Origin of the sequence: Halanaerobium saccharolyticum, from assembly GCF_003053565.1 — a bacterium.
Lineage (GTDB): Bacteria > Bacillota > Halanaerobiia > Halanaerobiales > Halanaerobiaceae > Halanaerobium > Halanaerobium saccharolyticum_B.
Genome location: NZ_QAXS01000007.1, coordinates 58,122 through 72,461, shown reverse-complemented (window position 1 = coordinate 72,461; position 14,340 = coordinate 58,122). Strand labels below are relative to the sequence as shown.

Annotated in this window: 16 protein-coding genes; all 16 read right to left on the bottom strand. The window is 36.3% G+C overall.

The genetic code is table 11. From position 1 onward, the window contains the following. Positions 1-13: 13 nt before the first annotated feature. The 16 genes from C8C76_RS04580 to cdaA all read right to left on the bottom strand — a co-directional run bounded on the left by C8C76_RS04580 (position 14) and on the right by cdaA (position 14,253). On the bottom strand, positions 14-748 hold the full coding sequence (locus tag C8C76_RS04580) for a PHP domain-containing protein (RefSeq protein WP_108139068.1): 735 nt from the start codon (positions 746-748) through the stop codon (positions 14-16). After that, entirely contained in the window at positions 749-1,078 is a 330-nt protein-coding gene (locus C8C76_RS04575) for a DRTGG domain-containing protein (protein ID WP_108139066.1), read from the bottom strand. Further along, positions 1,068-2,405: a [Fe-Fe] hydrogenase large subunit C-terminal domain-containing protein gene (locus C8C76_RS04570; protein ID WP_108139064.1), complete on the bottom strand. Its 1,338-nt coding sequence runs from the start codon at positions 2,403-2,405 to the stop codon at positions 1,068-1,070. Before C8C76_RS04570 ends, C8C76_RS04575 begins: the two co-directional genes overlap by 11 nt. A gap of 29 nt (positions 2,406-2,434) precedes the next feature. Further along, positions 2,435-2,863 (bottom strand): ATP-binding protein, encoded by a 429-nt coding sequence (locus C8C76_RS04565; RefSeq protein WP_243733873.1) that lies wholly within the window; start codon positions 2,861-2,863, stop codon positions 2,435-2,437. 22 nt (positions 2,864-2,885) lie between these two features. Next, entirely contained in the window at positions 2,886-3,260 is a 375-nt protein-coding gene (locus C8C76_RS04560) for a hypothetical protein (protein WP_108139060.1), read from the bottom strand. Positions 3,261-3,438: 178 nt separating this feature from the next. Continuing rightward, positions 3,439-3,789, bottom strand: a complete 351-nt coding sequence (locus C8C76_RS04555) for a type II toxin-antitoxin system PemK/MazF family toxin (RefSeq protein ID WP_108139058.1) — start codon at positions 3,787-3,789, stop codon at positions 3,439-3,441. Next, positions 3,770-4,075: a CopG family transcriptional regulator gene (locus C8C76_RS04550; RefSeq protein WP_243733887.1), complete on the bottom strand. Its 306-nt coding sequence runs from the start codon at positions 4,073-4,075 to the stop codon at positions 3,770-3,772. Before C8C76_RS04550 ends, C8C76_RS04555 begins: the two co-directional genes overlap by 20 nt. Before the next feature lie 96 nt (positions 4,076-4,171). After that, on the bottom strand, positions 4,172-4,318 hold the full coding sequence (locus C8C76_RS15080) for a hypothetical protein (protein ID WP_166637079.1): 147 nt from the start codon (positions 4,316-4,318) through the stop codon (positions 4,172-4,174). A gap of 200 nt (positions 4,319-4,518) precedes the next feature. Then, a complete protein-coding gene (locus C8C76_RS04545; protein ID WP_108139054.1) occupies positions 4,519-6,768 on the bottom strand; it encodes an IGHMBP2 family helicase in 2,250 nt (749 codons plus the stop codon). A 16-nt stretch (positions 6,769-6,784) separates the two neighbouring features. After that, on the bottom strand, positions 6,785-7,327 hold the full coding sequence (gene dcd / locus C8C76_RS04540; protein ID WP_108139052.1) for a dCTP deaminase: 543 nt from the start codon (positions 7,325-7,327) through the stop codon (positions 6,785-6,787). 67 nt (positions 7,328-7,394) lie between these two features. After that, positions 7,395-8,957: an NAD(P)H-hydrate dehydratase gene (locus tag C8C76_RS04535; protein WP_108139050.1), complete on the bottom strand. Its 1,563-nt coding sequence runs from the start codon at positions 8,955-8,957 to the stop codon at positions 7,395-7,397. Continuing rightward, positions 8,958-9,338 carry a holo-ACP synthase gene (gene acpS, locus C8C76_RS04530; RefSeq protein WP_108139048.1) on the bottom strand — a complete coding sequence of 127 codons (381 nt, stop codon included), beginning with the start codon at positions 9,336-9,338 and terminating at the stop codon, positions 8,958-8,960. Between the two features lie 154 nt (positions 9,339-9,492). Then, a complete protein-coding gene (glmS, locus tag C8C76_RS04525) occupies positions 9,493-11,325 on the bottom strand; it encodes a glutamine--fructose-6-phosphate transaminase (isomerizing) (RefSeq protein ID WP_108139046.1) in 1,833 nt (610 codons plus the stop codon). 323 nt (positions 11,326-11,648) lie between these two features. Then, the gene (glmM, locus tag C8C76_RS04520) at positions 11,649-13,001 is read right to left on the bottom strand and encodes a phosphoglucosamine mutase (protein ID WP_108139044.1); all 1,353 of its coding nucleotides are present in this window, start codon (positions 12,999-13,001) and stop codon (positions 11,649-11,651) included. A gap of 76 nt (positions 13,002-13,077) precedes the next feature. Then, complete coding sequence (locus C8C76_RS04515) at positions 13,078-13,467, bottom strand: hypothetical protein (RefSeq protein ID WP_108139042.1); 390 nt, start codon at positions 13,465-13,467, stop codon at positions 13,078-13,080. Continuing rightward, positions 13,468-14,253 (bottom strand): diadenylate cyclase CdaA, encoded by a 786-nt coding sequence (gene cdaA / locus C8C76_RS04510; protein ID WP_243733872.1) that lies wholly within the window; start codon positions 14,251-14,253, stop codon positions 13,468-13,470. Between the last annotated feature and the right edge of the window lie 87 nt (positions 14,254-14,340).

The following is a 14,340-nucleotide window of genomic DNA, read 5'->3' as shown; positions in this document are numbered from 1 at the left end:
CCTCCTTGATAAATTAAATTAATTCGATTTTTCTTCCATCTTTTTTCTGCAGAGCCTTTTTAAATTCTGCAAAGGAAAATCCTTTTACTATCAACTGCTGATAGGCCTTAATTTCCCTGAGATAATGGCTGTCAGAATTCTGCATAAACTGCAGCTCCTTTAAAAAAGGAAACTTTTTTAATACACTTTCTTGATCAGTGTTTTTTGAAATCTCAGCTGTTTTAATATCAAGCCCGGTAGGGATAAAACCAAGCTGAGAAATAATACTGTGTTTTCGGTCCAGATGAGAGGGAACTGCTATACCTCCCAGTTCTTGAACCCTGTCAAGACATTCTTCTAAACTTAAGTCAGCTGCTGCAGCAAGCAGTCTTTTAACCTTACTCTGAAATTGATCATTATAGTCACATTTTATCTGTGGTCCAAAAAAGTCTTCATCATTTTCCTGATCCGGCAGCTTTTTATAAATATGCTGCTGCCATTTCAGCAGAGCCTTCAAATCTGGGAAATAGCAGAGGATGTGTATCTCCTCTTTTGTTTCAGCCTCCATTGCCGGAATGCATATCAAATTATGCTTTTCACAATGGTATTTAAAAACTTCCACATTTTCTGCACTATTGTGATCTGTTAAAGCTACAACTTCAATCCCCTGCATTTCTGCTTTTTTTACTATCTCCAGTGGGGTCATTAATAAATCACCACAGGGAGATAAAACAGAATGGAGATGCAGGTCAGCTCTTAGCTTCTGCATTTAAATATTACTTTCACAAAAGCTGCAGGCTAAGTCATAACTTTTTTTCTTAGTTTTTAGAAGATTGACTCCTTTTTGACAGGCTCTCTGAACAGCATTTTCTTCATAATCAAAGTTTTCTACCAGAATAACAGCAGAAAGCTCAACTAAGAGAGCCACCGCTACAACATTCTGATGCCCCTGAACAGTCAGCCAGAGATTATCTTTTTCTGCTCGTGCCATTACATTGCTCAAAAGATCACCAATATAGGCTCCGTCAATTTCTTTTTTTAAATCTGGACCAGCTACTACTTCTAAATCAAACTGATCGACAAGTTCTTTAACTGTCATCTGCTTCCTCCTTTTTAGATGCCATAACCGGCGGAAGTTCATTTGCCAGAATTGAAAGATCATCTGCCAGTCTACTGAGCTGTTTCCTCAGCATAAATATACAGTCAGTTCTGCTGGCTCGTTCATTGATCACATCTTCCGCAAAAGTTTTGCAGTCCGGTGCTCCACAGGCTGCACAGTCTAAACCTGGCAAAATATCTATTTCTTTCTGCAGCTGTTCAAGTTTCTGCATTGCTTTTTTAAAATTACTATCCAGTTTAGAAATATTATCTGCAGTAATCTTTTGGGAAAGAGCAAAATTATAAAATTCATCATCTTCTTTTTTTAATACCAAATTATGTTCTTGAGTTATCTGTCTAATTTTTTTGATTCTTTCTTCTAAGTTAAATTGAGCCTGAAATGGATTAATAACATTCAGCACTCCCCCAATACATCCATCCACACAGGAAGTGATTTCAAAATACCTGATTGCTTCCGGAATATTGTTTCTTTCGATTTCATTTAATAATTTTTTTGCTTTCTTAATCCCGGATACACTTAAAGTGTTTAGCTCCTGCCAGGAACGTAAAATACCTTCTTCTCCACCCTCACTACCCCAGATTGTAGCCAGACTAATCAGCTGATCCTCTTTCTCTTCCAGCTCAATATCAGCAAGTGATTCATAAATCTTTTGATAAATATTTTCTACCCCAATTGCCCCGGTTAAAAAACTTTTGTTCTGACCAATTGCTCTCTTAACTGTAGTTAATTTTGCCGGACAGGGAGTTAAAAAGAAAATATCTGGATCGATATTTTTTTCTTCTTTAAGTTTTCTTTCAACTCTTTCGGCAATCAATTCGACTGGGGATTTTAGAGGAATTAACATCTCAATTAAATCAGGATACTGAAGTTTAATTAATCTAACTATTACCGGACAGGATGTTGATATATAATTACCGGAATTATTATTTAAAAAATCAAGTGTTTTACGAGATAATGCAGCAGCTGCATCTGCTACATCAAAAACTGCCTCAAAACCTAAATTAATAATTGATTTTTTAATCTTCTGTGCAGGAATTCCCGCTGAAAATTGACTGTAAAAACTGGGTGGAATCAATAAAACAGGATATTCTGAGGACTCCATGATTTGATCAAGTTGATCTGTTTTAGTGTATTTAGCGTGATATTCACAGGCTCTGATACACTCTGCACAATCAATACATAAATCCTCTTTAATCCAGGCTTTACCCTGATGAACTCGAATTGCTTTAGTGGGACATCCCTTTACACAATTGGTGCATCCCTCACATTTTTCTTCTTTTAAGAGCACAGAATGCTTTTTGGTCATTATTAACCTCCTGCTGCGATTAGTTAAAGTTAATTTGCTAGATTAATTATTACTTTCACATGAGTTCCATCATCTTTTGATGATTTTACATCAATTTGATCTGCATAGCGCTTAACATTAACAAGGCCCATTCCAGCTCCAAAACCCATTTCTCTAATTTCATCACTGGCAGTTGAAAAACCTGCTGTAAAAGCCTTATCAAGATCTTCTATTCCCGGGCCACTGTCATCAACCCTTATTTCAAGTTCATCTTCTGAAATCAAAGCTGTAATTTCTCCCCCCAGAGAATGAATTACAACATTCATCTCAAGTTCATAGGTAATTATAGCTGTCTTACGAACTATTGCTGAAGGAACACCCAGTTTACGCAGAATATTCTTTAAATCACTTGAAGCCTCTCCCCCACTTTGAAAATCAAAGCTTTCAATTTCTTTATTTAATATCTGTTGTTTTTGCAAAGACAAAATCAACTCCCGACAATTATTTGGAGGTTTCTATAAAGTTCATCTCTTCCGGACCAATCCCATTTTTATACAAAAGACCACAGGCTTCAAATAAAGGCTTATCTGTGGAATATAAAAAGATATTTAACTGATTGGCCAGAGAAATTGTTTCTATCTGTGGATCCTTTCCCCTGACAAAAATAATAACCTGAATCCCAACCATCTCAGCGGTTCGAACAACCTGGGGATTTGTTAAACCTGTAAGCAAAAGTGTTTTTTCATTTGAAAAAGCAAGTACATCACTCATCAAATCTGCACCACAGGCATTTTTCACTTCCAGATCATCCTTTTCAGCAGAAGCTTCAAAAATAGTGTCTGTATTAAGAAGAGACTTGACAGTTTTTAGTTTCATTTTTAACCTCCATAGTTAAATAATATCTCATTTTTGTCATTTTTGCAATTTGTAAAATATTCCCACAAATAGTTTGTAGTGATAATTTTCACTTTAGTTAATAAAAAATTACTATCAAAAGTATATGATATTTTTTTCACACTGTCAAGAAGAAAAATTTAGCTCAATTAAGAAAAAATTATAATTCAATTAAGCCCAGACTTATTTCTATAGATTGATTAACATCTTCTATCACATCTTCACCTAAATGTGCAATGTGGCGCTGCAGTCTTTTTTTGTCTAAGGTTCTAATCTGCTCCAGTAAAATAACAGAATCTTTATCCAAATTAGTATAATCAGCTGGTATTTCAACATGAGTCGGTAGTTTAGCTTTATTAATCCGGGAAGTAATAGCAGCAACAATAACAGTGGGACTGTATTTATTACCAATATCATTTTGAATAACTAATACAGGTCTAACTCCTCCCTGTTCAGAGCCAACGACTGGATTTAAATTCGCGTAAAAAACATCACCCCTTTTTACTTTCAATTTTTTCACACTCCACCAGTCTCTGTTCATAACATAAATATGAGTAACACTCACTTGATAATCCTTCATCAGCTAACTGCTGATTAAGACCGGCCATTTTTTTATATCCATCTCTGAGATGATTACGAACTTCTTCTTTTTTCAATTCTTTTAGATAAAATTTAACTGCTTGATTTAAAAAGTTATTTCGCTGCTGATTATTATTTTTACAATAACGCTCAATTTCTTCCACCAGATAGACTGGCAGTTCTACATTAAGTTTTCTGCTTTCGGACAACTGACCCACCTCCACTGTTTTTAAGCTGTTTCTATTATATCATGCAGGGAATAATTATCAATTTTACAGCTTGATTTTTAAAAATAATTAAGAAAAAAGATGAGACTAATTAGCCCCATCCTTAAGTAGAGAAACATTTCGAACAAGATCTTCATTTACTGCAGCCATTTTTTCATAGCCTTTTACCATCTCTCTAGCGATTTCTTCTTTTTCAGTCTTACTAAAATTCTTTTTGCGGCGCAGCCTCTCCACTGATTAACCACCTCATTATAAAATGATTTTAGAACTCTTTTAGATAATGTAATTATATCTCAAATATTAAATGCTGTCAATCAAAATATCCAGCTTAATTACTGATATGACTGGAATGAGTTTAATATTTATAGCTCTGTAAAGCTATCCAAATAATTATAAATTATGGATATGACTTTTCTTCTCTTAAATTAACAGTTCTAAAGTTTATAATAGAGTCCGCTTTTTTTTATATATTTAAGCAGTTTTGCATAGGCATCATGCTCACAAATTGTGCTGCTGTCTCCAATGAAAATCATTTTCCTTTTGGCTCTGGTTAAAGCAACATTGAGTCGGCGCAGATCTCTTAAAAATCCAATATTATTTTCAGAATTGCTGCGGACAGCAGTAAAAACAATCATTTCTTTTTCTCTTCCCTGAAAAGCATCTACTGTATCTATTTCTACATTTTCGTAACTATTATGCTGATTAATCAAGTCAACCTGATCCTTATAGGCAGCAATTACTGCAATATCTGATTCTGAGAGAGATGATTTAAGAGCACGATCCAGGATATCAAGAACTATTTCTGATTCAACCGGATTGTCGTAAGAATTTGAACCTTCAAATGACCTCTCCTTTGCCTTCATCTCTTTTGTATCTAGAAATACCAGAGGATAATCTGAGTTAAGTGATTTTTCTGTAAAACAGTGCTCATCATTTATTTTCACTCCCAGATCACTCAACTTCTGGGCTGCTGCCGATTCAGCAGCTTTTAAACTATTGTTATAAAAGTAAATGCTGGAAAAGCCCATAATTTCTCTGTTCATTCTGTACTGAGTTTTGAGCAGTGAACTAAGCTCCCCCTGATAAATTTCCATCAATTTTTCAAAGAGAGATACTCTTAATCCGTTTTTGGCTGCTTCCTGATTAACTACTGTTGGCGGCAGCTGCTTGTGGTCACCAATTAAAATTGTCTTTTCAGCTTTCAGATAAGGAATTAAAGCCGCAGGCTGTGTTGCCTGAGTGGCTTCATCAATTACACTTAAATCAAATTTTCTATTTTCAAGTAATTCTGATCCGGCAGTGATATTGGTTGTACAGATTACATCAGCCTGATCCAAAAGTTCATCTACAGCTTTATTTTCAAGCCTCTCTATTTTCTTAAAATAATTATCTATTTTTTCCTGCAGTTCCAGCCAGCTGGCCATCTCATCTATTACTTCAGGACTTATTCCTCTTACATGATGTTCTAAATCTTTTTCAGCATAATTTTTAATTTCCTGGTCAGATAAACCTCTGCGGTATTTACCACCTGGATAGATATATGATTCCTGTTTATTTATTAAATCGGAAACTTCATCTCTTAATTTTTCAGCCTCCAGATAATCCGGATGCTCCATAACTACCTCATCAAGAGTATGCTGTCTCAGTTTTTTATTGACTCTAATTGGATGTCCAATTCTAATTACATTTAATTCTTTTTCGGCCAGCAGTTCCAGCAGATTATCAACTGCTGTGTTAGAATCTGCAGCTGCCAGAACTTTATCACCCTGTTCAACCGCCTCTGCAATCAGCTCGACTGCAGTTACAGTTTTTCCAGTTCCAGGTGGCCCCTGAATTAAATAGATATCTTCGGCAGCCATCGCTTTTTCTACAGCCTCTTTTTGTGATTGATTGAGACCACCGAGTTCTAAATCTGTTTTAACTGCAGCTTTAGGCTCTTTTCTTTCCAGCAGTATATCTCTTTTGTGCTCCTGCAGTTCATTTTTAGGGTGTTTGATTTTTTCAAGAGCAGTAAACATTCTCTGAAAAGTAGTATCGTTAACAAAGAGATCCAGTCTGACGCCTTTATTATAGATAAATTCAGGTGGATGACTCTCAAAAGCAACAGTAATTGAATAAGAAGTCTTTTCTACTACAGTTCCCGTAGGATTATCTGGATGTAATGGTTTATCTAAACTGATCATTACCAGATCTCCCGGTGTAATTTGAGTCTCTGCCAGCTTTTCTCCCTTATATTTTGAAGTAAATTTGACTAAAGGCCGATGACCAAAGGTATTGCCATTATCTTTTCCGTGCAGATCTAATAAAGCACGTCCTTTAGCCTGCCTCTCTCTGGCTGATAAATATTTAATTTCTAATTTATGTCTGTCTATCTCTTCCTGTCTCTCCAAATCAACTAAGTCATAAAATTTATTATAGTAATTTATAATTTCCTTATCAATTAAATCATCTGGATTCTTAGCACTTACCTGAACTTTAACTCCTCCGATCTGATTATTATCCATAGCTCTAATAATCTGAGGAGCTGATTCCCAGTTCACTTCTACTTCTGCCTTATTTTTACTCTTATCTATATTAATTTTACCAATATCATCACTTGCAGTCCCGGCTTCATTGATAAAAGCTCCTACAATATCCCCAGGACCAATTCTTTTATCTATTTCCGAAATTACCAAAGTTACCATAACTACACCTCCAGGTTTATCTTTTTTTGTTTTCTGGATCTTTAAAGACTCTGGTACCTACTGTATTTTTTTGTCCCTGATATTTGCCGCGATAAGGATTGTCAGCTTCATTATCCATTGAAGCAAATACCAGCTGACAGATTCTGCGGTCAGATTCTAATTTAATTGGCAGACGATTTGCATTATAAAGTTCCAGAGTAATCTGACCTTCAAAACCGGGATCAACCCAGCCCGCATTTTGAATAAAAAGACCCATTCTACCAATTGAACTTCTTCCTTCCACAAAAGCAGTTAAATTATCGGGTAATTTTATATATTCTTTTGTTGTTGCCAGTAAAAATGAATGAGGGGGAATAATAATTTCTGAACCCCTCACTTCTTCATAATTAACTTCATCATTTAAAGTCATTAAAGGCAGAGAGTTTTCATCTACTTTTAAAAAATCATCTCCCAGCCTCATATCAACCGAAGCTGGTTGAATCTGCATTTCATCAATCGGATCTATAATCAATTCCTGATTTGCTAGCATTTTTTTAATTGTTTTATCTGATAATATCATTTTTAACTCCTCAAAATTATTTTATAAATTAGCTTTTAAATAGTACTGTAGATCTTTGGTTACAAATTTATTCGAATTTCTGCCAGACCTTCGACAGATTATCAATTATATCTGATGCAATAAGAGCATAATTACTCTTTTCAGCTGCTGCAAATTCTCCCGCTTTACCGTGCAGATAAACAGCAAGGGCTGCAGCCTCAAAACTGCTCATCCCCTGTGCCAGAAGAGCAGCTACTGTGCCTGTTAAAACATCTCCACTACCTGCTGTAGCCATTCCATTACAGCCGCTGGTGTTGATATAAGCTCTACCATCAGAAGCAGCAGTTATAGTTGCAGCTCCTTTTAATATTAAATTGACTCCGTATTCAGCGGCAAAATCTCTGGCCACTTCAATTCGATTATTGTTAATTTCCTGAATACTCATCCCTGTCAGATTTGCCATTTCGCCGGGGTGAGGTGTTAAAATAAGTTCGCCTTTATAATTTTTTAATAATTTGAGATTCTTAATTGAATTTACTGCATCTGCATCCAGAATCAGCGGCAGTTCCAGATTCTTTAAAATTTTCTCCATCAAATCAGTTATTTCAGAACTTTTACCCAATCCCGGGCCAGCAGCAATGAGGTCCACTTTTTCCGAAAATTGCCTGATCTCATTAAAGGAATCCGCACTAATCATTCCCTCTTTTGAAGACAGTGGAACTCCCACTACCTCTTCCAGCTGAACTGAAGTCCGGGCTTCAATCTCTGCTGCAGTTAAAAGATAAACCAGACCAGCACCACTTCGCAAAGCTGCCTTTGTACTCAAAAGAGGTGCACCGGTCATTCCTTTAGAACCTGCAATTACAGCAACTTTGCCAAAACTGCCCTTATGCCCATTATTTTTTCGTTTTGGTATTAAATTGGCTGCAGCCTGCTCTCCAAAAGCCTTAAGTCGATCACCATTTTGAGTAATTGTCTCCGGCTGAATTCCAATATTAATTATTCTAATCTGACCGCTGTAGTCTCTACCTGGATATAAAAGCAGACCTCGCTTATAAGCCGCCATTGTGGCTGTATAATCTGCCTTTAGGGTTTCACCAGCTATCCTGCCATTTTCTCCGATAATCCCGGAAGGTATATCAACAGCAAGTGTTAAAGGTTTCTTTTTCAGTTTCTGGTTGATCTGAGTAATAATTTTTTTTACACTACCTCTCAGCTCACCCTTAATTCCAGTTCCCAGCAGTGCATCGATAATCAAATCACTATTTTTTATTAAATTCAAAAATTCATTTTCTTTTAAATCATTAAATTGATAAACTTTAACCCCGTTTAAAAGAGCCAGCTCATAATTTTTACTGTTAACTCCTTTTAAGTCTTTAGCAGCTGTACTTAAAATTATTTCTGGCTGATAACCCCAATTTTTTAGTATTCGAGCTGCAGCCAGGCCATCACCACCATTGTTTCCCTTACCAACTAAAATGCTTAGCTTAAGCTCAGCCTCAGCTTTTGATTCAAATTCTTTTTCTATAATTTCTACTGCCAGCCTGGCTGTACCATAAGCTGCTGCTTCCATCAGTAAAATTTCCGGACAGCCAGCCTCAATAGTTTCCTGATCACATTTTGCCATCATTGTCGGAGTTAAAACTTCCATTTATTCTGCTCCTTCCATAACAACCTGAGCAATACTGAAGTCTTTTTCGTGAGAAATAGAAATAAAAATTGAGCTTACTCCAAGTTCTTGCGCTCTAACTGCAGTGCTGCCAGATAATTTAACTTCTGGTTTACCTAGTTTGTCATTTAAAACCTCAATGTCCTGCCAGCTGTTATTTCTCATTCCTGTGCCCAGAGCTTTTAAAACGGCTTCCTTAGCGGCAAAACGCGCTGCAAAGGGGGGCGCTGAATTTATTTTCTGCTGACAGTATCTTATTTCAGCTTCAGTGTAAATTTTTTTTAAAAAGCGATCTTCATATTTTTCTATTAAGTCCTTAATTCGACTATTTTTAACTAAATCAATCCCGGTTCCTAAAATCATATATTTCCTTTCTCAAATCAAAGTTATACTCAATCATTCTACTTTATAATTATATTAAAATTATGCGCTAAATGCAAAAAACCGGACCCTGTTACAGGCCCGGTTTAATGTCTGTTTTTGTCATATTTTATCGTTTATTGTTGAAATTAATTTTTTATTCTACTGTTACACTTTTTGCCAGATTTCTGGGCTGGTCAATATCTTCTCCACAATTTAAAGCAGTATAATAGGCAAGTAACTGCAGAGGTATAATTGCCAGCAGTCCTGCAAAGTCCTGATTTAAAAGCGGCAGTTCGATTAAATGATCAACACTGTCTCTTTCGAACTTTTGATCTTCCTCAGTAATTAAGAGAGTTTCAGCTCCTCTGGCCTTAACCTCTTTTAGATTACTGAATAGTTTTGGAAATACATCCGCCCTACTGCCGAGAGCAACAACCGGCACATCTTCTTCTATCAGTGCCAGTGTTCCATGTTTCAGTTCACCGGCCGGGTAGGCCTCAGCATGGATATAGGAAATCTCCTTTAATTTTAGTGCTCCCTCAAGCGCAAGAGTATAATCTGTATTGCGTCCAATAAAAAAGATGTTCTCTTTTTTTGCATATTTATCAGCAATCAATTTGATTTGATCTTTTGACTGCTCACTCAGCTGTCTGATCATCTCAGGTAATTTTATTAAATCAGAAGTATATTTAGCTTCAACTTCTTCACTTATTTCCTGACGCTGCCTCATGCCATCGATCAGCAAAATATAAAAAGCAGCAACCATATTAGTATAAGCCTTAGTGGAAGCAACTGCAATTTCCGGGCCAGCTTTTAAATAAATAACCATATCAGATTCTCTGGCAATACTGCTGTCACGAGAATTTGTAAGGGCAAGTACACTTGCTCCTTTATTTTTGGCCAGTCTCAGTGCAGCCAGTGTATCTGCAGTCTCACCTGACTGGCTGACTACAATCATTAAAGTCCGCTCATCAATAATCGGGTTACGGTAGCGGTACTCACTGGCAACCTCTACCTCTACCGGTATTCTAAGTTTATCTTCCAGCAGATACTTAGCCAGAGCTCCAGAATGATAGGCAGTTCCACAGGCTACAACATGAATTTTATCATAATTAGCAAGCCAGTTTTTATCAAGACCACTTTCACTTAAATCAATTTTGCCATCTTTTAAATTATCCTCCAGCAGTCTCTTTAATGATTCTGGCTGTTCATGAATCTCTTTGAGCATAAAATGCTGATAACCCTGCTTCTCAGCCATCTCTGCATCCCAGTCGATCTTTGTCTTTTGCTTATCAGCAATTAACTCATCAGCAAAAGAATAGATTTTAACCTCGTCTTTTCTGATATCAGCGATTTCTCCATCTTCTAAAATATAGAAATCATCTGTATGTTCGAGATAAGCTGGGATATCGGAAGCCAAAAAGTTTTCATTTTCACCCAGGCCGACAATTAGAGGACTGTCCTTACGAACAGCAATAATTCTATCTTTTTCTGTATAAGACATCACAGCCAGAGCGAAAGAACCTTCCAGTCTTTTTACTGCCTTAATTACTGCTTCTTTTAAGTTGTTCTGCTGATAATAACTTGCAATTAAATGCGCTGCAACTTCTGTATCAGTTTCTGATTCAAATTGATGGCCTTTTTCGAGCAGTTCTTCTTTTAACTCTCTAAAGTTCTCAATAATTCCATTATGCACAATAACAATCTTAGCAAAAGAATCAGTGTGAGGATGTGAATTTATATCAGAGGGTTTACCATGAGTAGCCCACCTGGTATGTCCGATTCCAGTCTCCCCATTAAAGATTTCTTTTTCTGCACTGGACTTTAATTTGTCTAATTTACCTTCTTTTTTAACAATTTTAACAGCCTCTTCTTCTTGAACTGCAATTCCAGCTGAATCATAGCCTCTGTATTCCAGCTTTTTCAGACCTGAAAGCAGTATAGGGGCTGCCTTTTTCTCACCAATGTAACCAACAATTCCGCACATATATTATCTTTACCTCCGTTTTTATTATTAATATTCAACTGTCAACTGTTATTTATTCCCTTTGTCTCAGCAATTGCCCGCTGATTTTGAGAAATAAAATTGAGGCAGAACAGCCACTACCTGAAGGCATCCGCCGAATATTCGATAACCTTCTTCCTCGTCCACCTGATTAAAATCCCGTCCCAATCAGGTTCTGGCGCTTTTTCTCTTCAATTTTTTTAATCACCTCCTTTTTTGGCTTTAACTCTCTGATTTGACATTTTTAACTAAATATCAGTCAGAACAGATTTATTTTATTATAAATTACTGTAAATAGCAAATTTTTAGTTCAATTCTTCACTAATTAATTCTTTCAGCTTATTTTCCCATTTGTTTAGAAGTTCTTCTTCCTTACCCTCAAGCATTACTCTAATCAGTGGTTCAGTTCCAGATGCACGAACAAAAACCCGACCTGAACTACCTATTTCCTCTTCCGCAGCTTTAATTTCAGCAGCAATTTTAGAATTCTGCTCCCATTCTTCTTTCTGGCTGACCTTTACATTTGCCAGAAGCTGGGGCCAGTAGCTCATAACTTCTTTTAGCTCTGAAAGTGACTGCTCTTCTTTTTTGATGATAGAAGCAATTTTAACCGCAGTCAAAATTCCATCACCGGTTGTATTATATTCACTAAAAATAATGTGTCCTGATTTTTCTCCCCCAAGTTTATAACCATTTTTCAGCATTTCTGCCAGCACATAGCGGTCTCCATTTTTAGTTATTACCAGTTCAGCTCCAACTTCAGCCAGACTTTCTTTTAAGCCCAAATTGCTGTATTTAGTTGTTACCACAGTTTTCTTATTTAATTTATCCTCTTTAAGCAGATCTCTTGCCGCAACAGCCATAATGTTGTCACCTTCAACAACTTCACCTTTTTCATCAATTAAGATTACCCGATCTGCATCACCATCATGGGCAATTCCTAAATCAGCGCCGGTTTCCACTACTTTTTTGGCTGCCAGTTCAGGAGCTGTTGAACCACAGTTAACATTAATTTCTTCACCATTAGGATGATTATTGATTACCACTACTTCGGCTCCAAGTGCTTCAAAAACAGCAGGTGAAGCCTGATAAGCCGCTCCGTTGGCACAGTCAATTACAATTTTTAAATCATTTAATTTTTTATCTGCACTTGCAATTACAAAATCAATATATTCATCAATCCAGCTGTACTTTTCTTCAACCAGACCAATCTCTTTATCAATTGGATAGGGGAGCTCTTCTGAATGATCATTAAAAATTAACTCTTCAATCTCCAGTTCAGCCTGATCACTTAGTTTAATCCCATTCTGATCAAAAAACTTAATTCCATTATCAGCAGTTGGATTATGAGAAGCAGAAATCATTATTCCCCCAACTACCTCTTTAGTTCTGCTTAAATAACAGACTCCCGGGGTTGGAATAATTCCCAATCTATAAACATCAATACCAACTGAAGTTAAACCGGCCATCAGAGCTGCCTCCAGCATATCTCCAGAAAGCCTTGTATCCTTACCAATAATGACTACAGGCCGCTTTTGATCTGAATTTTTACTCAAATAATAACCACCAATTCTTCCCAGCTTAAAAGCAAGCTCTCCTTTTAATTCATGATTGGCAACTCCACGTACACCATCAGTTCCAAATAATTTCTTTTCCAAAATATCCACCTCAATTTTAAAATTCTAGAATAAACTATTCTAATCTAATAGATTAATATAATAGATTAATCATAATTTAATTTTCTTCTGCAGTTACTTTAACCAGTATATAGCCTGGATCTACTCCCAGCAGCCTGGCTGAACTCGGTAATTCAACCTCAATTATTTTCATATTATCACCTGGATCAACATTACGCAAATCAACATAAGCATTAAGATCTGATCTATTAATTTTAGAAAAATAAGAAACATAATCAATTCTGACTACTGCTCTTTCTACAGACATTGATTCCAGCTGATATTCCTCTGGTAAATTTCTAACTTCAATATCCAGTAAAAATGAAGCTGCCTGTTCTTCCCCATAATTTAAAACATTTGCTGTTTGATTACTGGCATAACCCCAGAGCAGAACAGCTATAAAAAAGGCAAGTATTAATTTTTTTTGGTTTTCAGTTAGAGAAAACATTTAGAGATGCCTCCTCATAAAAGATTTTTCTTTAGATTTTTCAAAACTGTGGGCAAGAGTTTCCCGCAGTTCAGCTGTATCAAGATGACGGCTCAGTTGTCCATTTTCGGCAACTGAAATGACTCCTGTTTCTTCAGAAACCACTATTGCCAGAGAATCAGACTCTTCTGTAATACCGATAGCTGCTCGGTGTCTGGTACCCAGCCGTGGATTGATATCAGAACGAGTAGAAAGGTTTAAAAAACAGCTGGCTGCCTGAACCGTACCATTTTCGATAATCAAAGCTCCATCGTGTAGAGGTGACTGATGTTGAAAAATGCTGAGCAGCAACTGTTTGCTGATTTTGGAATCAAGCTCAATTCCTGTCTCGATATAATTTTTTAAACCAACTCTGCGTGCAATAACAATTAATGCGCCAGTTTTTTTCTCAGACATTTCTGCTGTTGCCATAACAATTTCATTTATTTCTTTTGGTCCCCAGTTCTGCCAGAACTGTTCTTTGAGAAATCCTCCCCGCCCAATTTGTTCGAGAGCTCTCCTCAATTCTGGTTGAAAAACAATTGGCAGCGCTACCATAATAATGGTCAGAAAACTATCTAAAAACCAGTTAACTGTGTTCAGCTCTAAAAGTTGAGCAAATAAGGCAACCAAAAAAATCAGCCCCAGACCTTTAATTAGCTGAACAGCCCTTGTTCCTGAGATAATGTTGAGTAAATAGTAAATAATAAAAGCAATAATAAAGATATCTAATAAACTTGTTATAACTTTCCAGGACAATTTTATCACCTCTTAATTAAATATTCGGCAAAAGAGACTCTAAACCCTGCTTATTTTTCAAAACATCACAAAAAATTAAAATTTTAAAGGATTCCT